22 protein-coding genes are annotated in these 26,406 nt (G+C 65.3%); 7 read left to right on the top strand and 15 right to left on the bottom strand.

The window, feature by feature from the left end:
- Positions 1-64 precede the first annotated feature (64 nt).
- Together ACSKT0_RS08035 and ACSKT0_RS08030 are read right to left on the bottom strand one after the other, a co-directional pair.
- On the bottom strand, positions 65-1,459 hold the full coding sequence (locus ACSKT0_RS08035) for a class I SAM-dependent RNA methyltransferase (RefSeq protein WP_437773256.1): 1,395 nt from the start codon (positions 1,457-1,459) through the stop codon (positions 65-67).
- Positions 1,459-3,432 (bottom strand): APC family permease, encoded by a 1,974-nt coding sequence (locus ACSKT0_RS08030; RefSeq protein WP_437773255.1) that lies wholly within the window; start codon positions 3,430-3,432, stop codon positions 1,459-1,461. The genes ACSKT0_RS08035 and ACSKT0_RS08030 overlap by 1 nt, the downstream gene beginning before the upstream one ends.
- A 110-nt stretch (positions 3,433-3,542) precedes the next feature.
- Here ACSKT0_RS08030 and ACSKT0_RS08025 point away from each other — a divergent pair, with 110 nt between their 5' ends.
- Both ACSKT0_RS08025 and ACSKT0_RS08020 read left to right on the top strand, forming a co-directional pair.
- Positions 3,543-4,217 carry a potassium channel family protein gene (locus tag ACSKT0_RS08025; RefSeq protein ID WP_059389103.1) on the top strand — a complete coding sequence of 225 codons (675 nt, stop codon included), beginning with the start codon at positions 3,543-3,545 and terminating at the stop codon, positions 4,215-4,217.
- Positions 4,214-4,945: a potassium channel family protein gene (locus ACSKT0_RS08020; protein WP_437773254.1), complete on the top strand. Its 732-nt coding sequence runs from the start codon at positions 4,214-4,216 to the stop codon at positions 4,943-4,945. The genes ACSKT0_RS08025 and ACSKT0_RS08020 overlap by 4 nt, the downstream gene beginning before the upstream one ends.
- Here ACSKT0_RS08020 and ACSKT0_RS08015 read toward each other — a convergent pair.
- The 4 genes from ACSKT0_RS08015 to dut all read right to left on the bottom strand — a co-directional run bounded on the left by ACSKT0_RS08015 (position 4,915) and on the right by dut (position 7,419).
- Positions 4,915-5,703 (bottom strand): DUF3159 domain-containing protein, encoded by a 789-nt coding sequence (locus ACSKT0_RS08015; RefSeq protein ID WP_437773253.1) that lies wholly within the window; start codon positions 5,701-5,703, stop codon positions 4,915-4,917. The genes ACSKT0_RS08020 and ACSKT0_RS08015 overlap by 31 nt on opposite strands.
- The gene (locus ACSKT0_RS08010; protein ID WP_437773252.1) at positions 5,700-6,053 is read right to left on the bottom strand and encodes a hypothetical protein; all 354 of its coding nucleotides are present in this window, start codon (positions 6,051-6,053) and stop codon (positions 5,700-5,702) included. The genes ACSKT0_RS08015 and ACSKT0_RS08010 overlap by 4 nt, the downstream gene beginning before the upstream one ends.
- Entirely contained in the window at positions 6,046-6,795 is a 750-nt protein-coding gene (locus tag ACSKT0_RS08005) for a DUF3710 domain-containing protein (protein WP_437773251.1), read from the bottom strand. Before ACSKT0_RS08005 ends, ACSKT0_RS08010 begins: the two co-directional genes overlap by 8 nt.
- A gap of 111 nt (positions 6,796-6,906) precedes the next feature.
- A complete protein-coding gene (gene dut, locus ACSKT0_RS08000) occupies positions 6,907-7,419 on the bottom strand; it encodes a dUTP diphosphatase (RefSeq protein ID WP_437773250.1) in 513 nt (170 codons plus the stop codon).
- Positions 7,420-7,539: 120 nt separating this feature from the next.
- On the opposite strand from dut, the gene ACSKT0_RS07995 reads away from it, so the two are divergent.
- Positions 7,540-8,040, top strand: coding sequence for a DUF3093 domain-containing protein (locus ACSKT0_RS07995; protein ID WP_345446725.1), 501 nt, complete (start codon positions 7,540-7,542; stop codon positions 8,038-8,040).
- On the opposite strand, the gene ACSKT0_RS07990 is transcribed toward ACSKT0_RS07995, so the two are convergent.
- Positions 8,037-8,336, bottom strand: coding sequence for a DUF4193 domain-containing protein (locus ACSKT0_RS07990; RefSeq protein WP_059389107.1), 300 nt, complete (start codon positions 8,334-8,336; stop codon positions 8,037-8,039). The two genes, ACSKT0_RS07995 and ACSKT0_RS07990, sit on opposite strands and share 4 nt — an antisense overlap.
- A 282-nt stretch (positions 8,337-8,618) precedes the next feature.
- Between ACSKT0_RS07990 and sepH the strand changes: the two genes are divergently transcribed.
- Entirely contained in the window at positions 8,619-9,989 is a 1,371-nt protein-coding gene (sepH, locus tag ACSKT0_RS07985) for a septation protein SepH (protein WP_437773249.1), read from the top strand.
- Between the two features lie 23 nt (positions 9,990-10,012).
- Here sepH and ACSKT0_RS07980 read toward each other — a convergent pair whose 3' ends face one another.
- The 4 genes from ACSKT0_RS07980 to ACSKT0_RS07965 form a co-directional block, all read right to left on the bottom strand.
- Entirely contained in the window at positions 10,013-10,729 is a 717-nt protein-coding gene (locus ACSKT0_RS07980; protein WP_437773248.1) for a thymidine kinase, read from the bottom strand.
- Positions 10,722-11,951 (bottom strand): alkaline phosphatase family protein, encoded by a 1,230-nt coding sequence (locus tag ACSKT0_RS07975; protein ID WP_437773247.1) that lies wholly within the window; start codon positions 11,949-11,951, stop codon positions 10,722-10,724. Before ACSKT0_RS07975 ends, ACSKT0_RS07980 begins: the two co-directional genes overlap by 8 nt.
- Positions 11,951-12,679 (bottom strand): DUF5998 family protein, encoded by a 729-nt coding sequence (locus ACSKT0_RS07970; protein WP_236817024.1) that lies wholly within the window; start codon positions 12,677-12,679, stop codon positions 11,951-11,953. Before ACSKT0_RS07970 ends, ACSKT0_RS07975 begins: the two co-directional genes overlap by 1 nt.
- A 67-nt stretch (positions 12,680-12,746) precedes the next feature.
- A complete protein-coding gene (locus ACSKT0_RS07965) occupies positions 12,747-15,440 on the bottom strand; it encodes a bifunctional acetate--CoA ligase family protein/GNAT family N-acetyltransferase (protein WP_437773246.1) in 2,694 nt (897 codons plus the stop codon).
- Between the two features lie 54 nt (positions 15,441-15,494).
- Here ACSKT0_RS07965 and ACSKT0_RS07960 point away from each other — a divergent pair, with 54 nt between their 5' ends.
- Positions 15,495-18,032, top strand: coding sequence for a DNA gyrase/topoisomerase IV subunit A (locus tag ACSKT0_RS07960; protein WP_437773245.1), 2,538 nt, complete (start codon positions 15,495-15,497; stop codon positions 18,030-18,032).
- Between the two features lie 28 nt (positions 18,033-18,060).
- Here ACSKT0_RS07960 and ACSKT0_RS07955 read toward each other — a convergent pair whose 3' ends face one another.
- A complete protein-coding gene (locus tag ACSKT0_RS07955; RefSeq protein WP_437773244.1) occupies positions 18,061-18,441 on the bottom strand; it encodes a VOC family protein in 381 nt (126 codons plus the stop codon).
- A gap of 127 nt (positions 18,442-18,568) precedes the next feature.
- Between ACSKT0_RS07955 and ACSKT0_RS07950 the strand changes: the two genes are divergently transcribed.
- Together ACSKT0_RS07950 and ACSKT0_RS07945 are read left to right on the top strand one after the other, a co-directional pair.
- Positions 18,569-19,087, top strand: a complete 519-nt coding sequence (locus ACSKT0_RS07950) for a DinB family protein (protein WP_437773243.1) — start codon at positions 18,569-18,571, stop codon at positions 19,085-19,087.
- A 9-nt stretch (positions 19,088-19,096) separates the two neighbouring features.
- A complete protein-coding gene (locus ACSKT0_RS07945; RefSeq protein ID WP_437773242.1) occupies positions 19,097-20,179 on the top strand; it encodes an NAD(P)H-dependent flavin oxidoreductase in 1,083 nt (360 codons plus the stop codon).
- On the opposite strand, the gene cydD is transcribed toward ACSKT0_RS07945, so the two are convergent.
- From cydD to ACSKT0_RS07930, 3 genes are read right to left on the bottom strand one after another with little or no spacing between them, the layout of a single operon-like run.
- The gene (cydD, locus tag ACSKT0_RS07940; protein WP_437773241.1) at positions 20,176-23,571 is read right to left on the bottom strand and encodes a thiol reductant ABC exporter subunit CydD; all 3,396 of its coding nucleotides are present in this window, start codon (positions 23,569-23,571) and stop codon (positions 20,176-20,178) included. The two genes, ACSKT0_RS07945 and cydD, sit on opposite strands and share 4 nt — an antisense overlap.
- A 3-nt stretch (positions 23,572-23,574) precedes the next feature.
- Positions 23,575-24,672 carry a cytochrome d ubiquinol oxidase subunit II gene (gene cydB, locus ACSKT0_RS07935; RefSeq protein WP_437773240.1) on the bottom strand — a complete coding sequence of 366 codons (1,098 nt, stop codon included), beginning with the start codon at positions 24,670-24,672 and terminating at the stop codon, positions 23,575-23,577.
- Between the two features lie 20 nt (positions 24,673-24,692).
- Positions 24,693-26,306: a cytochrome ubiquinol oxidase subunit I gene (locus ACSKT0_RS07930; RefSeq protein WP_437773239.1), complete on the bottom strand. Its 1,614-nt coding sequence runs from the start codon at positions 26,304-26,306 to the stop codon at positions 24,693-24,695.
- Positions 26,307-26,406: the final 100 nt, after the last annotated feature.

Genomic DNA, 26,406 nt, shown 5'->3' with positions numbered 1-26,406 from the left:
AGCATCGTGCGGCCGGTGGAGAAGTGAAGCGCGACGTAGGACTTCTCCCCCATCGTAGTGGCGGCTACGCCGCCGGCACCAGCAACGCAACGGTCTCAACGTGATGCGTGTGCGGATACAGGTCGAAGGCCCGGAGGGATTCAAGACGCCATCCGCCGTTCCGGAAGTACCCCAGATCACGCGCGAAGGACGCCGGATCACACGACACATAGGCGATTGCCCGCGGCCCGGACTCGATGAGCTGGCTGACCACCGCTTTGCCCGCACCGGCCCGCGGCGGGTCGATCACCAAGGCATCGAAGCTTCGCGGACGCTGCCGGAGGACACGTTCCACCCTGCCCTGGACAATTTCGACCTGGGTCTCGCCGTGCAGATTCTTGCGGGCATCCCGGCTGGTCCCGGGCGATCCTTCGACCGACAATACCGAACCGGTGATCCCCACAGCATCCGCCAAGGGCGCCGTAAACAATCCGGCTCCCGCGTAAAGATCGGCGACGGCCGATCCTGGAAGGAGGTAACCGCCGTCGTGCAGGAATCGCGTCACTGCCCCCACCAGGGTCCCGGGCGCATCCTTGTGGATCTGCCAGAACCCTTCGCCCGTGACGCGGTATTCGTGACCGGCAGCCGATTCCTGGACCCACGTCCTGCCGCGAAGCTGCAGGACTTCTCCGCCGACGGGGTCGAAGCGTGCCACTGAGACCTCATGCGGGAGCTGGCCCAGGATCCGGTTGAGGCGCCGGGCGTCGGTACCCTCTTCCGGGGCGAGAAGGACGAGCGGACGCGATCCGTTGGCAGGCGCGGCCACTTCCACCCGCGAAATCCCCCGCAGATCGATGTCCCAGAGCCGCAAATCGTTGATGCCGGGCAGCGCCAAGGGCATCTCGTGAACCGGAATCACGACGTCGGAGCGGTGGGCATGCATCCCCAGCCGGCCACCGGGGGTGACGGCGAAGCTGGCACGGGTCCGCCAGCCGAGCCCTGTCTCGCCGTCGGAACCTGCGACGCTGTCGGAGCGCGGGTCGCCGACGGCCGGCTCCACTTCGACATTGAGTTCGACCCCGGCGAGCCGCTTGAGCTGCTCGGCTAGGACTTCGGCTTTGAGAAGACGCTGCCGTTCCAGTGTTACGTGCCCGAGCTCGGCGCCGCCCACGGGCGGACCGCCCTTGCGCCAAGCGGCAAGTGAGTCGGCGAGCGGCCAGAAATGGCGTGTCCGGTCCTCTGATGCTTCCAAGACGTCGACGACGTCGGCACGCCAGAACCGCGAAGACTCCCCCGAGTCGGTCAGCCTGACCCGGACCTTCTCCCCCGGGATGCCGTGCCGGACAAAAATGACCCGGCCTTCGTGCCGTGCGACGAAGTGGCCGCCATGGGCGATGGGGCCGACGTCCACCACCAGCTCCGTGGCAGCTCCGTCCTGGGCCGTGGGCGAGCTGGATTCGGTGTTGCTGGGGTGGGTCATCAGGTATCCTGCAATGCCTTTGCTTCTTCGGAGGACTTCAATTGCCATGGAACGCTGGCCACCATGACGCCGGGCTCAAAGTGGAGCCGGGCCTTGATGCGCAAGGCGGTCTGGTTGTGGACGAGCTGTTCCCACCACTTGCCGACGACGTACTCCGGGATGTAGACGACGATCAGGTCGCGCGGGGAATCGCGGCGCATGTTCTTGACGTAGTCCAGGATGGGCGTGACGGTTTCCCTGTACGGGCTCGCCAAGACAGTCAGCGGGACCGGGATGTCCAGCTTGTCCCAGGCCTCGACAGTGTGCGCCGTTTCCTCATGGTCGATGTCGACGATGATCGCGTCCAGCCGGGACGGCCTCGATGCCCGGGCGTAGGCGAGGGCGCGCAGCACCGGTTTGCGGACGTGGGACACCAACAGCACGGCGTGGACCCGGGTAGGCAATGCACGCGGGGAAGAATCCTCGTCAACGGCAAGTTCCTTGGCCACGTTGTCGTAATGGGCGCGGATGCTCCACATGATGAGGAACAGGACGAACATCGCCAGGAGGGCGATCCAGGCGCCCTGTTCGAACTTTGTGATCAGCACGATGGTCAGCACCAGCGCCGTCATGGCGAAGCCGAGCCCGTTGATGGTGCGGGACTTCAGGATCCTGCGGCGGACGGCTTTGTCCTGCGCAAGTTTGAGTTCCCTGCCCCAGTGACGCACCATGCCCAACTGGCTCATCGTGAAGGAAATGAAGACGCCGACGATGTACAGCTGGATGAGCTTGGTGACATCGGCGTTGAAGGAAATGATGAGGACCAAGGCCCCGGCCGCAAGGGCGAGGACGCCGTTGCTGAATGCCAGGCGGTCTCCGCGGGTCCGAAGCTGGCGGGGAAGGTAGCCGTCCTGGGCGAGAATCGACCCCAGGACCGGGAATCCGTTGAATGCCGTGTTGGAGGCGAAGACGAGGATGACGCCGGTGGCGGCGACAACAACGTAGAACGGGATGGACCCGGGGCCGAAGATCGTCTGTGCAATCTGGCTGATGGCGGGGTTCTGGATGTAGTCGTCCGGGAGCGGTTGGCCATGCAGGAGGAATTCCTTGGCCGGGTCCAGCACGATGTGGACCTTGGTGGCATTGGCAAGGTAGATGATGCCGGCGAGCATGGCCGAGGCGATGACTCCGAGCAGCATCAACGTGGTGGCCGCGTTCTTGCTTTTGGGCTTCTTGAAGTTCGGCACGCCGTTGCTGATGGCCTCCACGCCGGTCAGGGCGGCTGCGCCGGAGGAGAATGCCCGGAGGAGCAGGAACGCCCCTGCCAGGCCCACGAGTCCCTGGTCGAATCCCTCTTGCGGGACGATCGTGAAGGCTGCCGAGGGAGCCTGGCCGAGTTGGCCGGTGGCCGCCTGGAAGATACCGACGGCCGTCATGCCCAGGATGGAGAACATGAAGATGTAGGTGGGAACCGCGAAGACACTGCCCGCTTCCTTGATTCCGCGCAGGTTCACGAGTGCCAGGACGACGACGCCGACCGTCGCGATGAGCGCCTGCTGCCCATGCAGCGAGGGAATCGCCGTGGTCAGGTACGCCGCCGCGGAGGACATCGACACGGCGACGGTGAGTACGTAGTCCACCAACAAAGCGGCAGCGACCGTCAGGCCCGCGAACTTCCCCAGATTGACGTTGGCGATTTCGTAATCGCCGCCGCCTGAAGGGTACGCGTGGACGTTCTGCCGGTACGAGGCGACAACCGTGAGCAAGACCACCATGACCGCAAGGCCTACGAGCGGCGAAATGGCCACGGCGCTCACGCCCGCGAGGGCCAGGGTCAGCAGGATTTCGTCAGGGGCGTACGCCACGGAAGACAGGGCATCCGAAGCGAAAATCGGCAGCGCAATGCGCTTGGGAAGCAGGGTGTGGGCCAGGCGGTCGTTCCGGAACGGCCGCCCCACCAACACCCGCTTCGCGGCGTTGAGAATTGTCAGCACTCCGCAAAGCTACTCTGAATCGAACGCGATGTCATGACGGCGGACTGGCTTCGGCGACTTGCCCCGGTAGAGTCTTACCGAGCGGCAAGCATAAGAGTGAAGGAGAAACCGTGGCTCACTTTGTGATCATGGGTTGCGGACGAGTTGGCGCAACTTTGGCGCACACTTTGGAAGACGCCGGCCATTCGGTGGCAATCATCGACCAGGACGACCGTGCCTTCCGCCGCTTGCGCAGCGGATTCACCGGCAGGAAAGTCACGGGCGTCGGCTTCGACCGGGACACCCTCAAGCAGGCAGGTTGCGAGGAGGCGTACGCCTTCGCCGCCGTCTCCAGCGGTGACAATTCGAATATCCTCGCCACCCGGGTAGCCCGTGAGACTTTCCATGTTTCGCATGTTGTTGCCCGCATCTACGATCCCGGCCGCGCCGAAATCTACCAGCGCCTGGGCATCCCCACGGTGGCCGCCGTGCGTTGGAGCGCGGACCAGGTCCTGCGCCGGATCCTGCCCGAGCAGCACCTGGCAGGCGATTACCGTGAACCCTCCGGCCGGCTGGTCTTGTCCGAAGTGGACCTTGACCAAGGCTGGATCGGGCACCCGTTGACCGCCATCGAAGCAGCATCCGGAATCCGTGTCGCATTCCTTACCCGTTTTGGCGAAGGCGTCCTGCCCCAGGCCGGAACGGCGTACCAGGAGGGCGACACCGTGCACGCCATGTTGAACCTGGACCGCAGCGCCGAGGTGGCGCGCATCCTTTCCAGCGCACCCGCCAAGGAGTCTGAGTGAAAGTCGTTATTGTCGGCGCAGGCAGCGTCGGTTCATCCATCGCGCGTGAATTGCTTGCCCACAAACACGAGATCATGCTGATCGACCTCAAGCCCGAGGTCATCGGGCGCAGCGGCCTCCGGGGCGCGCGCTGGCTGGTAGGCGATGCGTGCGAATTGAGCACGCTGCAGGAAGCGAAACTGGAAGGGGCCGACGTCGTCGTCTCCGCGACCGGCGACGACAAAGTCAACCTTGTGGTGTCCTTGTTGGCCAAGACCGAATTCGGTGTGGGCCGCACGGTGGGACGGGTCAACAATCCCAAGAACGACTGGATGTTCAATGATTCCTGGGGCGTCGACGTCGCAGTCAATACCCCGCAGCTCATGACGGCGCTCGTCGAGGAGGCCGTGGAAATCGGTGACCTCGTCCGCTTGCTGACCTTGCAGACGGGTGTGTCCTCGTTGGTCGAATTCACGGTTCCCCACGACTCGCACATCATCGGCAGCACCGTGGGCGGGATCGAATGGCCCGACGACGCCACCCTGGTGGCGATCCTCCGGGACCATGCTCCCATCACACCGAGCCGCGACGACGTGATCGACGGCGGCGACGAACTGTTCTTCGTCACGACCATTGTGGCCGAAGACGGCCTCAGGGCCTTGCTGTCCCCCACCGCCGCGGACCACGGTTCAGCTGACGTCGAAGAAGAGTTTTCGGATCAGTCCGACGACGACGGTTTCGACGGCTGATGATCGCGGTCCGGCTTCTGGCCCGGCACCGGCCGGGTCAGAAGCCAGGCAATCCAGAGACCCAGGATGTATAGCGGAGCCCCCATAATGAGCCTCATGGTAGCGAGTGCGGCCAGACCCGGTTCGCCCATGAAATACAGCGGAACCTGGACTACAAGACGAAGCGCCAGCACGGCAATGACCACCCACGTGCCGATGGCGTAGGCCCGCAGGCGCTCCGGGTTCTTCCGCCATTCGAAGCCCTCGTTGCGGACGAATCCGAACAGGAGGCCGGCGATCGGCCACTTGAGCAGGATCGACAGCACCATTCCCACGATGTAGGCGATATTCGTGTAGAAACCCAGAACGTAGAAATCCTCGGCCTTGCCGGTGGTGTTCGCGAGCCAAGCGGAGATGGCGACGCCGGCGATCCCGGCAAGCGCCTGGGTCAGCGGGCGCCGTTGGACCAGCCGGACCACGGTGAAGACGGCTGCGGCCGCGAGGGAGGCAATCAGGGACGCCGGAAGGTCGCGGGTAACCATGAAAGCGATCAGGAAGACGAGGCCGGGCACGGTGCTCTCGGCTATCCCCTGAACACCCCCGGCGGATTTGAGGATGTCCACGTGCCCGTGGCTGTTGCGTTGGAGTCCGGCCTTTTCGGCGTACCCGGCGGCAATGTCCGCAATGCTCGGCCCCTGCGTGCCCTGGCGGGGCTCCTCCGAGGCGGGGTTTTCCGGCGCTGGTTTTTCGTGGGGGCCGGATCCGTTGGCGACGGTCATTGGTGCTCCTGCCGGGAGAGGATTTCATAGCGCGGATTGAACATGGTGGGCATCCCGTCCCGCGGCGTGACCATGCCTTCGAGCCGCAGGACAGTCCCAGGGTCGATACCGGGCACTTTGCGGCGCCCGAGCCAGATGACGCGGAGTCGGGTCAACGGACCCGTGTCACCCCTGTGCGCAATCCGGTCGACGACGATCGCCGAGAAGTGTGCTTGTTCGTTGGCAGGCTGGTAGGTCACCGACTCAATGAATCCCGTGCAGTCGACCCGTCCCCGGACGGGGAGTTCAGTGAGGGGCAGGGACGCCGGACCGCCATGGGCGGCAGCGGGACGCGCAGCTTTGTCAGCCAATCTGGGTGATCTCCGGGCCGCGCTCGGGTTGCTGAAGCTCGGGCGCTTCGTGGGGAGCCTCGTGCTGCCCGGAGGCTACAGCGTCCTTGGGCAGCTTCAGCTGAAGCAACTCACGGGGCGGCATGGGGTTGTCTCCGCGGATGACCACAACCTTGCGGAAGAGGTTCTCAAGTCCTTCGGCCGCCTTCCTATCCAATGCGGCGTTTCCCCCGATGACGCCACGAAGGAACCAGCGGGGCCCATCGACTCCCATGAACCGGGCAGCCCGGAAGCCACGTCCGCCGTCGGCGGATTCGGTAGGAAGCTTGGCGACGAGTTCGGTGCCGAAGGTACCGACGATCTCCTCGACTTCGCCTCCTTGGCTGGACACGGACTGGCCGATTTGCTCGCGGATCTCGTCCCAGAGCCCTTCGGAACGTGGAGCGGCAAACGCCTGGAGCTGGAGGCTAGAGCCGTCGAGGTCCATGGTGACCGCAACTACCCGCTGGGTTGCCTCTTCTACTTCAAGGCGCAATTGAAGGCCTTCGGAAGGCTCGATCAGCAAGGCGCCAAGATCCACGTAGCCGTCCTGGCTATCAATTTCGCTGGCATCCAATGGCCCCTTGGACAAACGGAAGTCGCCCTTGGCGGTTCCACCGTCTACCGGGCCGGAGTCCTGCCGCGTCGTCGCGGCATTGGCCTGCTCAGTACCGTTGTCTTTCGGCTGCTCAGCCTTGGACTTCTTTCCGCGCCCAAAAAGCATCGGGTTGTCTCCTTAGTAGTGGTCTATCCCCCAGTAAACCGCAGACTGCCCGTCAACTCGCGGGCAGCATGGCAATCAGCTCCATGCAGTGCCGATTGTCGAGGGTTGTTGCTAGCTCACGGCCGGCGCGAAGCCTCCGGTAGATCCAAAGCCGTCGGCGCCGCGCGAGGTGTCGGACAACTCCTCCACGGAAACGAACTGCGCATACTCGACGCGCTGGATCACCATTTGAGCAATTCTATCGCCGCGCTTGAGTTCGATTGCGTGGTTTTGGTCAGTATTCAAAAGCGTCACGGAAATTTCACCTCGGTAGCCGGCATCAACCGTCCCGGGAGCGTTGACCACAGTGAGTCCATGCTTGGTTGCCAGCCCTGATCGGGGGTGGATCAGTGCCACAAAGCCGTTCGGCAGCGCGATCGAGACGCCCGTGGGAACAAGCTTCCGCTCTCCCGGAGCGAGCGATACGTCCGCGCGGGCCCGCAAGTCAGCGCCGGCGTCACCGGGGTGGGCGTATGACGGTGCTTCCAAACCGGCGTCGAGCATTTTCAGTTGGACCTGAAGGGTCGGCGCACCGTATTCGGCGGAGGTGTCTGCTGGATTGGCTACTGCTGTCTCGTGGCTCACAGTCACATATTCTATCGCCCACGGAGTGCTCCCCCGGTTGCTGTGGCACGTCGGTCGCAGGGCAGTCACAGGGCCAGGGAGCGTTAATTCCCGGGGTCACAGTCCCGATAAGCTGGTGGCATGCCTGAATCGACTGCTTCCGTACCCGTGCCGCACCATTCCTCGAGTGGAACGGGCGTCCTGTTTACGGAAAAGCTCTGGCCTTCCCCCTGGATCTGGATTGTGGTGGTCGGCTTGTCCGCCGCGGGGATCCTGATGTTCGCCCCGATCAGCATCACCGCAGGGATTATCGCCGCGCTGGTCCTCTTCGCGATAATGACCACCATGCTGGTGTTGTCCACTCCTGCGATCGTGGTGGACCGGGACACCGTCCAAGTGGGACGCGCCACCATCCAGCGCGAGTTTGTCGGCGCCGTCACCGCTTACCGCAAGGACGAAGCCACCGCGGAGCGCGGAACCCGCCTCCACGGACTCGCGTTCCTTTGCCTCCGCGGCTGGATAGATCCCGTGGTGCGCATTGAAATCACCGACCCGGCGGACCGCACCCCGTACTGGCTCACGTCCACGCGCCGTCCCGAAGAACTTCTGGCAGCGCTGTCCAAGCAGGCCTCCCGAGGCTAGCTTTCGCATTCCTTGCAGTAAAGGTGCCCGTCCTTCTCCCGCGCAATTTGGGACCGGTGTTTGACGAGGAAGCAATTGAAGCAAGTAAATTCGTCCGGCTGCGGAGGCAGGACGCGGACCAGCAGCTCTTCGCCAGACAAGTCCGCCCCGGGGAGCTCGTAGGCGTCCGCGAGGTCAGTCTCATCAATATCAACAGCCGATGACGACTGTTTCTCGGTGCGATGCGACTTGAGTTCCTCGATCGAGTCCTCGGTGTCTTCTTCGGTCTTCCGAGGGGCATCGTAGTCCGTTGCCATGGTCCCTTCTTCGTCTCCCTTGTACGTCACGCAGGGCTTGCGGTCCGGTCGACCGGAACCTGCTCCGGTCTAAGGATGTAACGCAGCGGGCCACATTTTTGTGCCCGATACCGGGCAGATTGTCCTCCCGGAAGATTCGAATGTCCATACCCCGGTCCCGATCGCCGTCGCAGGGAATGCCGGAAATCGCGGAATATCGCGGCGCGCCCTTTGTCCTAGTAGGAAAAGGCCGTAGCGGGTGGCAGAGTTTCGAATGTCAGATAGGCCATGGTGGAGGATTTTATGCGGGATCTACGGCTGGTTGGCGTCCACGACGACGGCGGACATCTCCTGTTGAGCGGTACCGGCGGCGAGATGTTCCAGCTTCCGATTGATGAGGCGTTGCGGGTTGCAGCGAGCCGGACACCTGCCCAGGTGGCCGCACGTGCTTCCATCACGCCCGTCGCCATGTCCCCGCGTGACATTCAGTCGCGCATCCGCAGCGGCGCTACGGCCGCTGAGGTGGCGGAGCTGTCAGGGCTGCCGCTTGCCAACGTGCAACGTTATGAGGGTCCGGTACTTGCCGAGCGCGAGTACATCGCCCAGCAAGCCCGCAAAGTCGAAGTCGCTGCCCCGGCCCCCGGCCAGGACACCTACCGCGCGGCGTTCGGCGACGAACCCGCAAGCCTGGGCGAAATGGTTGCACACCGGCTCAGGGCCCATGGGATCGATTCCTCTACGGTGGAATGGGATTCCTGGCGCCGGATCGATGGCACGTGGACCGTCGTCGCGCGCTTCGAAACCAAGCCAGCCAGCCTGGAGAGCATCGGCGAAGAGCCACCGGCCATGTGGACCTTCCATCCCGCCCGCAAATCCATCCAGAATGCCAACCGCTGGGCCCAGCAGCTCAGCGAACTGGAACCCCTCGATGGACCTGTACCGGCCCGGCGACTCTCGGCCGTCTCCGACCGGCCCTTTGACTTTGAGGCCGACGCCGGGACCGCCGCCCGTGCGGCCGCAGCCGCCGCAACCAAGGAAGCCGATGGGCTCCTAGACATGCTGCGCTCACGTCGCGGACAGAGGCTGGGACTTGACGAAGACAGCGACGACGCTTTGGCGCTGCTTCTAAGCAGCGGCGTCCCGGCTGCGCATCCGCGGCCGGGCGATGTCGAAGACGGACTTGCGGACAGCGAAACAGCTGACAACGAGCCGGGCGACCCAGTCACGGACGAGCAGCTTGAAGCCGAACCCGCCCCCAGCCGCCGTGACGCGCGTGCATCCATGCTGTCGCGGCTGAGCCTCGCCCCGAAGCATGAGGACAAGGAAGACGACTCCCTCCATCTTCATGACGGTGTCAGCACGGATACCCGTGAAATCACGGTGATCCCCGGAGCCCTGCGCCCCGTGACCATGTTGCGCGGCAGGAACGACAACGACGGGCAGACCGGGCAGGACGAGGGGCGAACCCCTGGAGCAGCGTCACCGCGGGCGGGCTTGGACGAACTGCTCGGCGGGGCTCCCCGGAGGGAACGCGAAGAGCCGAGGGCCAGCCGTGACGGGCACAAAGATGAGGAAGCTTCCGACGCGGGGGCGGCCGAACGCCAGCCGTCACGGCCCAAGCGCTCCAGTATTCCCAGCTGGGATGAAATCGTCTTCGGGACGCGCGGAGACTAGGCGGCTTTCAGTTCGTTGCGGCTTCAGCTGACGCCGTGCCAAAGGCAAGCGTCGACGTCGAACGGCAGCAACTGGTCCCGGCTCGCCATCAGGTTGGCTCCGTGGGCCGTGACCCTGCGCATGTAGTGCCTGCGGCATAGGGTCTCGTATCCGACGACCGGGTGCGACACGTCGACTTGCTCCGGGATAGCCTCCGCCTGGCCGGCCTCCCTGGCAACGTCTCCCACTACGACCTGCTCGCCTTCGACCACCATGATGCCGCCCACGGTCCGCGCATTATGTGTTGCCCGGCGTCCGCACCAACAGAGCGCTTCGACCTGAAGGACCTGGACCCTGTCCGCGAGCTCTACGAAACGCTGGGATCCGGGGAACAGCCGGGTGCGGAAGTCTGATGTGATTCCGAAGGCGAACACGTCAACGCCCATCTCATCAACCACGCGCGCCAGCTGTTCCACTTGCTCTGGTGAGTAGAACTGGGCTTCGTCACAGATCAGGTAGTCCACTTTGAGGCCCGTGGTCCGGCGCCGGACAACTTCGTCCCAGAAATCGGTGGTGTCAACGACTTCGACGGCGGCCGTCTGGAGACCGAGCCGGCTGGAGATGACGGAACCGCCGGCGCGGTCGTTGCAACTGAAGCGGACCCCGCCCCGGCCGCGCGCACGGTGGTTATAGTCCATCTGCAAAGCAAGGGTGGACTTGCCGCAGTCCATGGTTCCGGAGAAGAAGATCAGCTCAGCCACGGCGGCCCTTGGGACCTCCGGCTTGGAAACAAAGCAGCGGAACTTCGCGCTCGGCCCTGGTCAGGGAACCATGCTGCCCCACTACCTCCAAGGCAGTCGGACGGACGCGGCGGACGTCATAGAGCGCCAAAGTGTCCCGGGCGGCGATCATGACGTCCCCGATCCGGGGGGAAACCTCCGGTCGGAAAACACCGAAGAGTCCGGCGTCAAGAGCCTGCTCGCGGGTGAAGGCCCAGATCCGCTCCCCGAAGCGGGCGCGCCAGGCATCCAACAGGGCTTTCCGGTGACGCTCTCCGGCGTCGGGCTCGAGGTACAGGTGGACCATGCGCGGCTCCCCTGCCGTGTGCCGGACCCCGGCGATAAGGGCAGGATCGGCGGAGTAGTCGATGCGCTGCGACTCGGGAACGTCGAGCATTCCATGGTCGCCGGTGAGCAGGATGGTTGTCCCCGCGGGCAGTGAGGCGGAGAGCCTTTTGACCGTTGAATCGATTTCTTCGAGCTGGTGCTCCCAGCGATCGGACTCGCAGCCGTAGCGGTGCCCGGCTTTGTCCAGCTCGTTGACGTAGAAGTACATGAGGGAGGCGGTTCCAGCTGCCATTTCCTCCCCCGCCGCTGCTGTCCGGGCGTGGAGCGAGGTGCCGCCCACGAACCGGCTTCCCCGGAGCGCCGCACGGGTCATCGGCGACGCACCGAACTGGGGCAGGCTCACTGTGACGACGTCGGCGTCAGCAGCAACGCGTTCGAAAATTGTCGGGAACGGCTGCCAGTGCAGGGGGTCGACTCCAGCGTCCCAATTGCCGAGCAGGTTGACTACCTTGTCCTGGTCAGGATCCAGGACGTCATAACCCACCATGCCGTGTTCACCGGGCGTGCGGCCGGTTCCAAGGCTGGCCAAGGACGATGCCGTGGTGGAAGGAAAAGCCGAATCAAGCCACACCGGGACGGCCCCTTGTCCCGAGTTCGCAATTGACCTCAGAAACGGAGTGTGGGCGGCCTTCTGCTTCAGGAGATTGCGCCCCAGGCCATCAGCGAGGACAACGCACACACGTTGCGTTGACGGCAGGTGCAGTTTGTTTTCGAAGCCGGGCAGGCCCATGCTCGCCGCGGCACTGGTGAAGACCTCGGCGATCGACTTGCTGCCATACAGCGGCGCGCCGGGAAGCTCAGGGACGGCGCTGGAAACGCGGACGGTTTCCTGGGCGACGGGTTCCGACGTCGCCATCAGCGCTGGTGCCCGCGGCTCAGCCTGTTGCCGAAGACGCCCGAGCGCAGTCGCGGAGCGGAGATGGTACCGGGGTGGACCGAGGGCCCGGGAGCGCCTGTGTTCACAGCCCGCAACGCGCGGGCGAAGACCTTCGCGTCCTGGACAGCCCTGGGTCCGTCGGCCTCGGAACTGATCCGCAGCACGATGTCCTCCTGCGAGATGGTGCCCGTATAACCATGGTCGGCTTCGCACTGGGGATCGCCGCAGCTGGCGGGTCCCACATCCAGGCGCTGGCCTCCTGACCAGGCAATGGACAGGGTCAGCTCCCTGACGGGGTCGCTTGGAGTGTAGTTCTGCGGCTGCGCATACATGTAGCTCAGGACCACCGAGCGGATTTGTGCCACAGGCACGGACTCGGTGGAAATCTGGGCGACGATCTGCTCGCCGGCTTCGTCAAGCTGCTGGTCGTCGACGTGGGTGATCACCAGCATGTCCTCGGTGAGGACCAGGACCGTGATGTGCCGCCGGACCTCGGCACGGTCGAAATGCGTTTCCAAATGCACCAGGTGCGCAAGGCAGTCGCGCCCGTCCAAGGCGTCGGCCACAACATCGGCAACAAGGACAGGATAGAAACCTGCGCGTTGAAGTGCCTGGTCCAGGCTCTGCCCCTGCGAGCTGTGGTTGTGTGCTGCATGGTGCCCGGTGGTAGCCGGACCGGACGGAGGCGTCGGGGACTTCGAGCTCATTCCCCCATTTTCACAGATCGGCTGGGGACTTCATAACCGTCCGGCCCTCCGACGGTCAACTGCCAGCTCAGCCGAGCATCGCACGGCGGGCACTGTCCGTACGCTGTGCGGCATTGCCAATCCAGACCTCGGCGGCAAGGATTTTGACGCCCCGGGTCCCCGCCAGGACGGGATTGAACTCCACAAGGGCAATTCCTGGGTGTTCGTCCTTGAGTCGGACCAGCCGTGCTCCCATGTCTTCGAGGGCCGCCACGTCCACCGCAGGCAGCCCTTGGTAGCCAAACAGTTTCAGGGAAGCCCGGGGCGCCCTGATGAAGTCGTGGAGATCGGTGGAGGACAAGGGAGGCACGCGGTGCGCCCAATCGTCCAGGAGGTTCACGGCGTCTCCCGCCAAACCGAAAGAGACCACGGGCCCCAGGAGCGGATCCTCGATGGCCCGGAACGTGCAGGCCTGCCCCACGGAAACCATGGCCTGCACCTCTATCGCAGCTGAACCGTAGGGTTCGAGGGCACGACGCATCTGCGCGATGTTGCGCCGTAGCGAGTCCGGATCCTCGATGTCCAGCCGCACGCCGCCCAGGTCCAGGCGGTGCCGGAGGGCGGGATCCGTGGTCTTGAGCACCACCGGCCAGCCGAGCCTTTCGGCAGCGGCTACCGCTTCGTCGTCGCTCTCGAACACAGCTGAGGGCACGACCGGGATGCCGTAACGGGACAGCAGCGCGGCCGCTTCGCCGTCGTCGAGCCGTACCAATTGCTCCCCCGGGACGGAAGACAGGAGCCGCTCGATGTGTTCGCGGGTGCCCTCGCGGTCGCAACCAGGAGGCTCGGTGAACATGCCTTGGTCCCGGTCCAGCCACTTCGCGTAACGGACCACTGCCGCCAAGGCCGTCACCGCGCTGCCCGCGCTGGAGTAGCAAGGAAGGGAGGGTCCGGACTCCCCGTTTGGGGCGAGCAATCCATCCAGCTGCACGGAAGTGTCGAGGATCCCGGTGAAAGCAGCCACGACGGGCTTGCCGGCCTCTGCCGCGCATTCGGCGAGCACTCCTGCGATCGCTTCCATCGTGAGGCTGCGGGACGGCACCATGGCCGCCACCACCGCATGCACGGAATCGTCGGCGAGGTTCTTCCGGAGGCTGCGCCGCAGCCCTTCCCGCGATGCGGACATCCCCGCGTCCAGGTCCACGTCGGTGACGATCCTGTCGACGACGAGTCCCTGGGGCGCCGCGTTGTCCGCCACGACCTTCCCGAAGGCCGCGGAATTGCTGTAGACGGCGAGCGCCGGGCCCTTGGGCAAGGGCTGGCTGGAAACGATTTGCGCCACGTCCATGAGTTGTTCGATGGTTTCGACCGCAATGACGCCGGCCTGGCGCATCATCGCGTCCAGGGCCGCCACAGGGGCCAGCGTGGTCCTGACGACATGCCCCGGCGGAAGGCGCAGCCCGGTGACATCCGATTTGGCAACGATGACAGGTTTGCTGCGCGACAAGCGGCGGGCGAGCCGGGAGAACTTGCGGGGATTGCCGATCGACTCCAGGTAGAGCCCGACGGCGACGGTATTGGGATCGTCTTCCCAGAACTGCATGACGTCGTTTCCGGAGATATCGGCGCGGTTGCCGGCGGACAGGAACGAGGAAAGGCCCAGGCCCCTGCGGCTCGCCGCAGCGTAGACGGACACCCCGATGGCCGCGGACTGCGAAAACAGCCCCAATCCCCCGCGTCGCGGAAGGCTCGGGGCCATCGACGCGTTGAGCGAAACCTCCGGGTTCGTGTTCACGATCCCCAACGACTCGGGGCCTATCACGCGCATCCCATAGGACCTGGCTTGGCGCACCAGCCCGCGCTGCCTCCGCAGCCCCCGCTCGCCGTCGTCCGCGTAGCCGGCTGTGGCGACCACCAGGCCTTTGACACCGGCCGCCCCGCACTCATCCACGACTTTCGGCACTTCCTCGTAGGGAACCGCAATGATGGCGAGCTGCACCGGCCCGGGGACGTCGGCGATCCGGGCGAAGGACTTCATGCCGGCCACCTCGAAGGCCTCGGGGTTGACCGCATAGACCGCGCCGGTGAAGCCACCGTCCAGGATGTGCTCAAGAAACTGGTGCCCTACGGTCCCCCATCGGCGGCTGGCGCCCACCACGGCGATCGACGACGGCGCCAGCAAGTCCCGTACGCTGCGGGCCTCCGCGCGGTGCTCCCGCGATTCCATGACGGCCAGGGACTTTTCGGTGGGGTCGATGTTGAATTCAACGCTGACGACGCCGTCGTCGAATTTGCGCGCGAGCTCGTAGCCGGCATCTGCGAAGACCCGGAGCATTTTGCGGTTCTCCGGCAGGACCTCGGCCGTGAAGCGGCGGATGCCGTTCTCCCGGGCAGCCGCGGCCAAGTGTTCGAGCAGGATGGAACCGATCCCCCGGCCCTGCTGGGCATCGGAAATGTTGAAGGCTACTTCGGCCTCCGTGGGGTCCTCGAGCCGGTCGTAGCGGCCGACGCCCACGATCTCTCCGCCGATCGTGATGACGAACGCCACCCGGTCCTTGTGGTCCACTTCGGTGAAGCGGTGCAGTTCCTTGCTGGAGAGTCTCGGTTTGAACGAGAAGAACCGCATGTAAATGGAAGTCTCGGACTGCGCGGCGTGGAAAGCCTGGAGGGCGTCCGCATCCCCGGGTGAAATAGGTCTCAAGTGGGCTGTTCCGCCGTCGCGAAGCACGACATCGGCCTCCCAATATTCCGGATATACGCCGGCGCCGGGCTGATCCACCATAGGCTTAGCCTAGCTAAGTCTTCCGCAGTACACGTTTAAGGATCCACCGACTCCATGGCACGCAGCCAAAGTCCCTCCCGCGCAAACGCGGCCTCGGCCGCCGTCGACGGGGACTTCACCGAGAACATCATCGATATCGACGTCACTTCCGAGATGGAAGGCTCCTTCCTGGAGTACGCGTATTCGGTGATCTATTCCCGCGCTCTCCCCGATGCGCGCGACGGCCTCAAACCCGTCCAGCGACGCATCCTGTACATGATGAGCGACATGGGCCTGCGCCCGGACCGCGGGCATGTGAAGAGCGCCCGCGTGGTGGGCGAAGTCATGGGAAAGCTGCACCCCCACGGTGATACCGCCATCTATGACGCCATGGTGCGCATGGCACAGGACTTCTCGCTGCGCTTGCCCCTGATTGACGGGCACGGCAACTTCGGTTCGCTTGACGACGGCCCGGCAGCACCGCGTTACACGGAAGCCCGGCTCGCCGCGGCTGCGATGACGATGACCGAGAACCTCGACGAAGACGTGGTGGACTTCGTCCCCAACTACGACAACCAGCTGACCCAGCCGGACGTCCTGCCCTCGGCCTTCCCTAATTTGCTCGTCAACGGCACCACGGGCATTGCAGTCGGCATGGCCACCAACATGGCTCCCCACAACCTCGTGGAAGTCATCGCGGCCGCCCGGCACCTCATCGCCAATCCGGACGCGACGCTGGAAGACGTCATGCGCTTCGTGCCGGGCCCTGACTTGCCCACAGGAGGCCGGATCGTTGGCCTGGACGGCATCCGTGATGCCTATGCCACGGGCCGCGGTTCGTTCAAGACCCGCGCCAAGGTGGAGATCGAGCAGCTGACCGCGCGCCGCACCGGCCTGGTGGTGACCGAACTCCCCTACATGGTGGGTCCGGAGAAGGTCATCGAGAAGATCAAGGATGCCGTCAACGCCAAAAAGCTGACAGGCATCAGCGATGTCATGGACCTTACTGACCGCAAGCACGGACTACGGCTCGTGATCGAGATCAAGAACGGCTTCAACCCCAACGCCGTGCTGCAGCAGCTCTACCGCTTCACCCCGATGGAAGACTCCTTCGGCATCAACAACGTGACTTTGGTGGATGGGCAGCCCCAGACATTGGGCTTGCTCCAGCTCCTGCAGGTCTACGTCGGCCACCGCATATCGGTCGTACGCCGCCGCACTGCCTTCCGCCTGGGAAAGAAGAAGGACCGCCTCCACTTGGTGGAGGGCCTCTTGATCGCGATCGTCGATATCGACGAGGTCATCCAGATCATCCGCTCCTCGGACGAGGCATCGGCGGCGCGCGAACGGCTGATGTCCATCTACGACCTGTCCGAGATCCAGGCCAACTACATCCTGGAACTCCGCCTGCGCCAACTGACGAAGTATTCGCGCATCGAACTCGAAAAAGAGCAGGAAGAACTGCGCCGGGAGATCGCCGAACTCGAAGCGATCCTGGCGTCCGACCTGCTCCTGCGCGGGCTGGTGTCCGGGGAATTGGCCGAAGTGGCCGAGAAGTACGGCACCCCGCGACGCACCGTTCTCCTCGAGTCCGAGGCAGTATCCCCCACCGTCGCCGCGGCGCTCGCAGCAGCTGTCCCGGCGGGCAAGGGCAAGGCCGCAGCTCTACCGCTTGAGATCCCCGATGACCCTTGCTGGGCACTCCTCAGCGCCTCGGGCCAGATCGCACGGACCTCCAACCAGGAGCCGCTGGCCGAAGCAGGCCCGCGGAGCAAGCATGATGTCTACCGCTCCGTGGTCAAGACGACCGCACGCGGCGAAATCGGCGCGGTCACCTCACAGGGCCGCATGCTCCGGGTACAGGTCATGGACATGCCGGCGCTGCCGCCCATGTCCGGCCTGCCCAATCTTGCCGGGGGCGTCGCGGCAAAGGACTTCATCACCCTGCTGAAGGGCGAAACGCTCGTGGCGTTCGTCCCGCTGGATGCCGTGTTGGCCATCGGAACGGTCCAGGGCGTGGTCAAGCGCGTCCAGCCTGACTACCCGTTGAACCGCGAGGACTGGGAAATCATTGCCCTCAAGGACAAGGACACCGTGGTGGGCGTGGAGCCCGCCCCTGACGACGACGTCGACCTCGTCTTCGTGACCCGGCTTGCGCAGCTCCTGCGGTTCAGCGCCTCTGCCGTTCGGCCGCAGGGCCGTACCGCGGGCGGCATGGCGGGCATCAAGCTTGGCGACGGAGACGAAGTCATCCACTTCGGCACGGTGCTCACCAACGACCCTGCCGCCGTCGTCGTGACGATCGCGGGCAGCAACGGCGCGCTGCCGGGAACTGCTCCGGGCACTGCGAAGATCACCCCGTTCGAGGAGTACCCGGCCAAGGGCCGGGCGACGGGAGGTGTCCGGGCCCACCGTTTCCTCAAGGGTGAAGACACGCTGCTGCTCGGGTGGGCAGGTCACGGTCCGGCGAAGGCATCATCCAGCGCCGGCGTTGCCCGCGCACTGCCACAAGAGCACGGCCGCCGTGACGGCTCCGGCGTTCCCCTCTCCCAGCCCGTGGATGCCATTGGTGCGAGCATGGCGTGGGAAGAAGGAAGCGCCGAGGAAAATTGACCGGAAGCTAAAACCCGAATGCGCTCGGCTACATCGTGGCGATACTGAGGATGTTTCCTTCCGAGTCGAGGAACCAGGCTCCCCTTTCGCCGTCCGGCAAGGTGGCTACGCCGTTTTCGGTCTTCAGGCCCGGGAAGTCATAGTCCTCGAAAACGACTCCGCGTGCCCTGAGATCGGCCATGTCCTGGTCCAGGTCCGTGCTCTGGAATCCCAACTGGGTGTTCTTGGCGGTCCCGGCATTGGGCGTCTCGTAGAGCAGGAAAGCGGTGCCGTTGGCGCACTTGTACATCAGGTTGTCTGTGGCCTCCGGGTTATCCGGTTCGAGGCCTAGCTTGTCGCGGTAGAAGTCGCGGGCGCGGGCGATATCGCTGGCAGGGAGCACGCCGGCGACGTTTAGATCCTTTAGCATGGCAATTTCACTTTCCAGGCTTCCCCACAGCACCTAACTTTACTCCTGATCGGGCTGATCAGTGCTGGGACAGGCCTCTCCCCGGGCGGTGTGACCGGATCAGGAATCCGGGCCCTAGACTACTGCCATGCCGATCATTCCCGATGACAAGGACTGGACCTGGGTCCTGTCCACGCCCTGTCCCGAATGCGGCTTCGACGCCGCCACTGTGACCCCGTCCACCGTCCCGGGGACAGTCCTGAGCATGCTGCCGCGTTGGCGGTCCGTTCTGCGCCGGGAAGACGCCTCCGCGCGCCCGGATGAACACACATGGTCGCCCCTGGAGTATGCCTGCCACGTGCGGGATGTCTTCAGCCTCTTCGACCAGCGCCTGAACCTGATGCTGCGGGAGGACGATGCCCACTTCGCCAATTGGGACCAGGACAAGGCCGCGATCGACGGCGACTACGCCAATGCCGACCCCGCGGAAGTGGCTGCGCAGCTGGCCGCCGAGGGCACCCAGATTGCCAACTCCTTCGCCGCTGTCCACGAAGATGAGTGGCCCCGCACAGGGGTGCGCAGCAACGGCTCCACGTTCACCGTGCTGACGTTTGCCCAGTACTTCCTGCACGACGTCGTCCATCACCTTCACGACGTGGACGGCTAGGCGGCTGAGATGTCGTGGAAAGACACGCGCGCAACCCGCCTCTTCAATATTGACTTGCCCATCGTCCTTGGTCCTTTCGGTGGCTTGTCATCGGTGGAGCTGTCGGCCGCGGTCAGCGAGGCCGGCGGGCTCGGTTCCTACGGCCTCTACGGATACGATGCGGAGCGGATTGCCGCCACGGCCCGCGAGCTTAGGGAGGCCACAAGGAAACCTTTCGCGCTGAATCTTTGGCTCCCCATCGAGGGCGAAGAGCCGCCGACAGCAGACGCCCGGCAGTTCGCGGCCTACGTGGACATCCTCCGGCCGTATTTCGAGTTGGTGGGCGTGGAACCACCCACGCAACCGGACACCTACCTGCCGGATCTGCAGGAACAGATCCAGGCGGCCCTCGATGCCCAACCGGCCGTGCTGAGCTTCGTATTCGGTGTTCCGTCCGAGGCTGTCATCGAGGAGGCCCACCGGAACGGCATCGTGGTGGCAGGTACTGCAACCACTGTTGACGAAGCCGTGGCCCTGGCTGCCGGCGGCGTTGACGCGATCGTTGCCACGGGGATGGAGGCCGGCGGTCACCGGGTTTCCTTCCTCCGCGCCCCGGAGGACTCGCTGGTCGGGACCATGGCCCTGGTGCCCCAGGTGGTGGATGCCGTCCCGGTTCCGGTCATCGCCGCAGGCGGTATCTCTGATGGCCGTGGAGTCGCTGCCGCCTTGGCGCTTGGCGCGGACGCGGTCCAGATCGGTTCGGCCTTCCTGGCCACGCGGCAATCAGCCATCAGTCCGGCTCACCTGGCCGCGATGCGCGGACCCGATGCCGCCCACACTGTCCTGACCCGGGCCCTCAGCGGCCGCTTGGCACGCGGTATTCCCAACCGGATCATCGCGGAACTCGCCGATCCTGCTGCACATGCCCCGTTCCCGATCCAGAACTGGCTGACCGGCAAGTTCCGGCCCGCCGCGGCTGCACAGGGAATCCCGGGCCTGATGTCCCTGTGGGCGGGCCAATCGACGCCGCTCATCCGGGAGAACGACGCAAGGAAGTTCGTGGACAATATCGTCGAGTCGGTGGACTCGATCTTAGGACGGCTTCTCGGCTAGTTTCCGCGCGCCACCGCCGGAATCGCCGAGGACGAGCCCAGATCCAGCGGGGAGTCGCCCCCGGCGATGTCGGCCGGGTTGTGGGTGACCAGGACCACCGTGACGTCCTTCAGCCCGAACCGCAGCTCCGCCATCATGAGGCGTCCGGCCTCGGCGTCGAGATGGGCGGTGGGCTCGTCGAGGAGCAGGACGTCTGCGCCGGTGAGGAGCGTGCGGGCCATAGCGAGCCGTTGGCGTTCTCCGCCGCTCAGGAACGAACCCGAGGGGCCTATGCGGCTGTCAAGGCCCCCGGGAAGCCCGGACACCACTCGGGAAAGCCCGACGGCCGCCAGGGCTTTGTCCATGTCCGCTTTGGAGGGCTTGCGGCTTGCCGGGCGGGCGAGCAGCAGGTTGCCGCGGATAGTTGAGTCGAAGAGGTGGGCTTCCTGGGGACACCAAGCGGCATTCCCGCTGACGTAGGCCCTCCCGGATGATACGGGCAGGAAGCCAAGCAGGACGGACAGCAACGTGGATTTCCCCGAGCCGGAGGGCCCCGTGACCGCAAGCCAATGCCCGGGGGCAGCTTCGGCGCTGAGTCCGCTGAACACGGGCGGGCCGCCTGGCCACGACGCTTCGAGGTCATCCAGCTGCAGTCCCGCAGAGCCGTCGGGTCGATCCGGCAACGCCAGCACACCGCCGTCAGCTTCTGGCGTATCGAAGGCGCCGGACTGCGCGATCCGCCGCAGCACTGCGGCCAACGCCGGACCCTGCCGCACGGCAGACACCACCGCCCCGTAAGGCTCCGCGAGGGCCAGCTGAACAAGGACGACGACGGCCAGCACAGCCGGCGCGACAGTTCCGGATTGCACCGACGGTGCCGCGAGAATGCCCGCGGCCAAGGCTCCGAGGGTGCAGGCCAGCACCGTCAATCCCTGGCCTATGCCGTCAGCCCAGGCCGAACGCTGTGCGGCGGCGGTGGCCGCGTTGTCCCTCCGGGTCAAGGACGAAAGGACTGTGCCGGCCACGCCGTTGGCGCTGAGCTCCGCGCGGGCGTCGAGGGCTGCGGCAACGTCGCGCAGCACGAGTGAGCGCAGTTGCTGCTCCGAACGGGCCGCGTTGCGGTCCGCCGCCAGGGCAAGAAGAGGGGCGAGAACAAGGCCAACCACGGCGCTGCCGACAACTGCCGGCACGGTGGCGGGAACCAGGAGGGCCGAGGCGACAACCGCCGACACTGCTACGGCAAGGGCGGAGAGGGGTGGAAGGACGACGCGCGGCAGCACGTCGCGCAGCGTATCGACGTCGTCCACCACCGCTCCGAGCACATTGCCGCCCTGCAGGAGGCGGCGCAATGACAGTGCCCGGGCGCTAAGCGCCGCCCAGAGCGCGCCCCGGAGCCTTGTCATCCCGGCGAACACGGTGTCGTGGACAACGAGCCGCTCGGAGTAACGCAGCACCGCCCGGCCAATGCCGAAAAACCGGACGCCCACGATGGCTCCGAGCAAGTACAGGATGGGCGGTTGTTCGCTGGCCCGGATGATGAGCCATCCGGAGAGCCCGGACAACGCCACGGCGAACATGGCGGCGAGCGCCGCGAGCAGGACGGCACCGGCGAACTTGTAACGGACGGGCGCCAGGATGCGCGCGAGGGCCTTGAGCGTGGAGATTGTCGTGGGGGCTCCGTCCGGTGTGGTTCCGGGATTGGTGTCCCGCCGGACCGGGGCCGGCGCAGATGCATCGGATTCCAGGCGCACGTGACCGGCTTGCTCCTGCGCCGTTCCGCTGGTGAACTCGCCGCCGTCGACCTTCACGACGTTGTCCGCCAGTTTCCGGGTCGCGGCGTCGTGGGCGACCAGGATGACAGTCGCCCCACCACGCAGCCCCGCGACGGCCGAACGGATCGCGTCCGCGGACGCGACGTCAAGGTGGGCGGTGGGTTCGTCAAGCAGCAGGACCGTGGCTCCCGCGTTGAGCCCCGCCAAACCGCGCGCCACAGCCACGCGCCGCAGTTCTCCAGGGCTTAACTCGGCAGGATTTTTGGACGCGAGGTGCTCCGCGGCAGACTGCTCGAGGCAACGCATGGCCCTCGCAATGTCCGCGTCCGGCGTGGTCCCGCGGTCCATGGACGCAACGTCCTGGTTCCCACCGTTCAGGTAGAGGACGACCTCATCCAGCACCGTACCGGCGACCATGACGGGATGCTGCGGTACCCAAGCCACCGCGCCGGCACCCAGTCCGCTAATCGAGCCTTCAACGGTTGCCAGCGGCCCGTCGCCGATCGTACCGGCCAGGACACCCAGGATGGTGCTCTTGCCCGAACCGCTGCGGCCGTCAAGGGCGGTGATCTGTCCGGTTGGTGCCTTGAAGTCGATTGGCCCGACGGCGGCAGCCACCCTCCCCGTGTACCTCACCGTCAGTCCGGTGACCACGACGCCGCCGGAAACTTCGGTGCCGGAAGATCCGTTCAGCGGACGGCCCGCCGGCGACTCCAGCACGGCGTTGGCTGCGGCCAAAGCCTCACGCCCGTCGTCGCTAGCGTGGTGGGCCGTACCCAGCTCGCGCAGGGGAAGATAGCAATCGGGGGCGAGGATGAGGGCCAGCAGGCCGGCTTCCAGGCCCATGTCTCCCGCCACGAGCCGCACGCCGATGAAGACGGCGACGACCGCGACGGAGATGGAGGCTATCAGCTCCAGGGCGAGGGCCGACAAGAAGGCAGTCCGCAGTGTTCCCATGGTGCGCGAGCGGTATTCCTCTGAGAGGTCCTCAAGGGCTGCGCGCTGTTCACCGGCGCGGCCCAGTCCCACCAGCACGGGAAGTCCCTTGGCCAACTCCAGGATGTGCCCCGAGAGCCTCCGCAGCGTGGATTGGGCTTCGTGGACCCGGTCCTCGGTGTGGTGGCCGATCAGCACCATGAACAACGGGACCAGCGGCAAGGTCAGCACCACAACCACGGCACTGACCCAGTCCGCGAAGAGGATCCGCGCGCCGAGGAGCAGGGGCAACGCGGCGCAATTGACCAAGGCGGGCAGGAACTGGGTGTAGTAATTGTCCAGTGCGTCAAGTCCGTGTGTCGCGAGCACGGCGAGCCCGCCGTCGTTCACGTCGCCGATCCGTCCGGCAGCTCCGGCGCCGAGGGCGCGCCCCAGCAGCCTGGACCGCAGCTCCTCCTTGACCCCGAGGGCCGCCCGGCGCGCCGCGACTCCCTGGCCCCAGACCGTCAGCGAACGCAGGACCGCGCCAGCGGCACCCCAGAGGAGTCCTTCGCGCCACCCCATGCTGCCCGCAGCAAGTCCGGACAACATCCCCGCGATGGCCTGTGCAATCAGGACCAGGGACAGAGCCTTGAGGGAGGACAACAGACCAAGGAAGTACAAAGCGGATCGGGTGGCGGGTCCGGCGGACAGCTGGGGCTTCATCCGTTACTCGCCGGCGTCGCGGGGTGCGCGTTTCGCAGCTGGTCCGCCCGGTGCCGACTGGCCGACCAGGACCTTTGCCGCGATGGCCGGCAGGAAACCATGTGCGGCGGGAATATGCGCTGCGCTCACGCGACGGCGGAACACCCAGTAGGTCCACGCCTGGTAGGCGATGACCAGGGGCAACCCCACGGCAGCCACGATGCTCATGAGCCCCAGGGTGTAAGCGGACGACGATGCGTTGGAAATGGTGAGGTTGAAGGCGGGGTTCAAGGTGGAAGGGATGACCACGGGGAACGCCGCACCGAAGATGGAGGCGGTGGCGCACAAGAGGAACCCACCCAGGGCCCCGAAGGCCTTGCCCTCAGCTCCCTTGCGGGCAAGCACCCACGCTGCTGCGGCTGCCACGACTCCGAGGATCACCAGGATCCATGTCAACGGCTTGCCGCTGAGCAGCTGCAGGGACACCATCCATGCCAGCAGCGGCAGCAGTGCGAGCGGGGCGAGCCGCACAAACCAGCGGCGCGCGCGGTGGCGCACTTCGCCGTCGGTCTTCAGGGCCAGGAACGCAAGGGCGTGCACCAAGGCGAACGCGACCACGGCGAATCCGCCCAGCACGGCGTATCCGCTGAACCAGGCAAAGGGCCCGCCCTGGCGGTCGCCGTTCGAGTCAATCGGCAGCCCGGTGGTGGTCAACGCCAGCGCGGCGCCGATGCCGAACGCGGCCGTGAACGAGCCCAAGGCAATGGCCCAGTCCCAGACGGTCCTCCAGCGGGCGCTGTCCACTTTGCCCCGGTACTCGAAGGCCACAGCCCGGAAGATCAGGGCCACGAGGACAATGAGCAGCGGCAGGTAGAGCGCCGAAAACAGCGAGGCGTACCACAGCGGGAATGCGGCGAAGGTGGCACCGGCCGCGGTCAGCAGCCACACTTCATTCCCGTCCCACACCGGGCCGACGGTGTTCAGCAATACCCGGCGGTCGGTGTTGTTCCGTGCGAAGAGCTTCATGAGCATTCCGACGCCGAGGTCGAAGCCCTCCAGGAAGAGGTAACCCGTCCACAGCACGGCGATGGCCACGAACCAGACGGTAGGCAACAGTTCCATTCGAAAGATCCCTTTGCTTCCTAGTAGGCGAATGCCAGGACGTCGTCGCTGTCACCGGGCTGGCCCGGGGCACCCGGCGTCCCGCCGTCGTCGTCCTTCTTTTGTTTCTTCTCGCCGTGGCGGGCTTCGGCGAGCTCAGGCATCGCGGACACCACGCCACCCCGGGCGTATTTGACCAGGAGCCGGACTTCGACCACCAGCAGGACCGCGTAGATGGATGCCAACACGACGAGCGACGTGATGAGCTCGGCGGCGGAGACGCCCGGTGAGACCGCCGCGGCCGTGAACATGAACACTTGGTCGACGCCGCTGGCGTCCGGATTGGGCGCGACAACGAACGGCTGCCGGCCCATTTCGGTGAAGATCCAGCCGGCGGCGTTGGCGCCGAAGGGAGCGAGGATGCCGAAGACCGCCAGGCGCATGATCCAGCGGGCCTGCGGGACCATACCCTTGCGCGTGACCCACAAGGCCAGCAATGCGGCAAAGGCAGCGATCCCGCCGAAGCCGATCATCATGCGGAAGCCCCAATAGGTCACTTCCATGACCGGTACGTACTGGACTTCCTGGCCTGCCCGATCGCCGTACAGGGGATTGTTCGGCAGGTGGGTGCCGTACTTGGCCTTGTACTCGTCGAGGAGGCTGTTGACGCCCTTCACTTCCGTGTTGAAATCACCCTTGGCCAGGAAGGAGAGGATCCCGGGGACCTCGATCACGGCCACGATGTCGTTGCAGCTCTTGGACCCGAGGTTGCCGACGCTCAGCACCGAGAAGCCGGTGCCGTCGTGGCAGGCGGCCTCGGCCGCGGCCATCTTCATGGGCTGTTGTTCGAACATCAGCTTGCCTTGCAAATCGCCCGTGAACGCAGTGCCTGCGAAGGAGATCATGGCGACGACGGCGCCGATCCGCAGGGAGTTGATCCACACCTTGTAGTCGGCCTTGTCCCGTCCTGGGATGTCGGCTTCGCCCGCGATGGCCCGGCCGTCGGCTCCGATGGTGTCAATGCCATCGTGGCGGCGGCGCCAGAGGTGGTACCAGGCGATGCCCAGAAGGAAGGCACCGGCGACGGCCAGCGCGCCGAAGAGCGTGTGGGGTACCGCCACCATGGCGGTGTTGTTGGTGAAGACTGCCCAGGCGTCGGTCATGACGGGACGCCCGTTGACCATCGTGACGCCGACGGGGTGCTGCATCCAGGAGTTGGCCACGATGATGAAGTAGGCCGAGAAGACCGAGCCGATCACGGCGATCCAGAGGCACGCGAGGTGGACGCCACGCTTGAGTTGTTTCCAGCCGAAGATCCAGAGTCCCAGGAAGGTCGATTCCACGAAGAACGCGAGAAGCGCTTCCAGGGCCAGGGGCGCACCGAACACGTCGCCGACGAATCGGCTGTATTCGCTCCAGGCCATGCCGAATTGGAATTCCTGCACGATGCCCGTGGCCACACCCATGATGAAGTTGATGAGGAAGAGCTTGCCCCAGAACTTGGTCATCCGCAGGTATTCAACCTTGCCCGTGCGGTACCAAAGGGTCTGGATGACGGCCACCACGAGCCCCAGCCCGATGGTTAGCGGCACCATCATGAAGTGGTAGACCGTGGTGATTCCAAATTGCCAGCGTGCGATTTCCAAGGCGTCCATGGCTGTCCTTATTGTCCCGACGCCCGCTTGCGGCGTCCTTTTTCTACGTTACGTAGAACTGACTTCTTCTACACAGTGTAGAACAAACCCCCTGCGATCT

The organism is Arthrobacter sp. KNU40 (genome assembly GCF_051515115.1).
In the GTDB taxonomy this organism is placed as follows: Bacteria; Actinomycetota; Actinomycetes; order Actinomycetales; family Micrococcaceae; genus Arthrobacter.
The sequence above is the reverse complement of the archived record's forward strand: the minus strand, read 5'-3'. Positions and strand labels throughout refer to the sequence as shown.

Bases quoted from the DNA above. Each gene is read 5' to 3' on its own strand.
- sepH (WP_437773249.1), top strand. From the start codon at position 8,619: ATGCGGGATCTACGGCTGGTTGGCGTCCACGACGACGGCGGACATCTC.
- ACSKT0_RS07955 (WP_437773244.1), bottom strand. From the start codon at position 18,441: ATGCTAAAGGATCTAAACGTCGCCGGCGTGCTCCCTGCCAGCGATATC.
- ACSKT0_RS08035 (WP_437773256.1), bottom strand. From the start codon at position 1,459: ATGACCCACCCCAGCAACACCGAATCCAGCTCGCCCACGGCCCAGGAC.
- ACSKT0_RS07975 (WP_437773247.1), bottom strand. From the start codon at position 11,951: ATGGCGACGTCGGAACCCGTCGCCCAGGAAACCGTCCGCGTTTCCAGC.
- ACSKT0_RS07945 (WP_437773242.1), top strand. From the start codon at position 19,097: ATGTCGTGGAAAGACACGCGCGCAACCCGCCTCTTCAATATTGACTTG.
- ACSKT0_RS08005 (WP_437773251.1), bottom strand. From the start codon at position 6,795: ATGCTTTTTGGGCGCGGAAAGAAGTCCAAGGCTGAGCAGCCGAAAGAC.
- ACSKT0_RS07950 (WP_437773243.1), top strand. From the start codon at position 18,569: ATGCCGATCATTCCCGATGACAAGGACTGGACCTGGGTCCTGTCCACG.
- ACSKT0_RS08015 (WP_437773253.1), bottom strand. From the start codon at position 5,703: ATGACCGTCGCCAACGGATCCGGCCCCCACGAAAAACCAGCGCCGGAA.
- ACSKT0_RS07970 (WP_236817024.1), bottom strand. From the start codon at position 12,679: ATGAGCTCGAAGTCCCCGACGCCTCCGTCCGGTCCGGCTACCACCGGG.
- cydD (WP_437773241.1), bottom strand. From the start codon at position 23,571: ATGAAGCCCCAGCTGTCCGCCGGACCCGCCACCCGATCCGCTTTGTAC.
- ACSKT0_RS07930 (WP_437773239.1), bottom strand. From the start codon at position 26,306: ATGGACGCCTTGGAAATCGCACGCTGGCAATTTGGAATCACCACGGTC.
- ACSKT0_RS07990 (WP_059389107.1), bottom strand. From the start codon at position 8,336: ATGGCAACGGACTACGATGCCCCTCGGAAGACCGAAGAAGACACCGAG.
- cydB (WP_437773240.1), bottom strand. From the start codon at position 24,672: ATGGAACTGTTGCCTACCGTCTGGTTCGTGGCCATCGCCGTGCTGTGG.
- ACSKT0_RS07995 (WP_345446725.1), top strand. From the start codon at position 7,540: ATGCCTGAATCGACTGCTTCCGTACCCGTGCCGCACCATTCCTCGAGT.
- ACSKT0_RS07965 (WP_437773246.1), bottom strand. From the start codon at position 15,440: ATGGTGGATCAGCCCGGCGCCGGCGTATATCCGGAATATTGGGAGGCC.
- ACSKT0_RS07960 (WP_437773245.1), top strand. From the start codon at position 15,495: ATGGCACGCAGCCAAAGTCCCTCCCGCGCAAACGCGGCCTCGGCCGCC.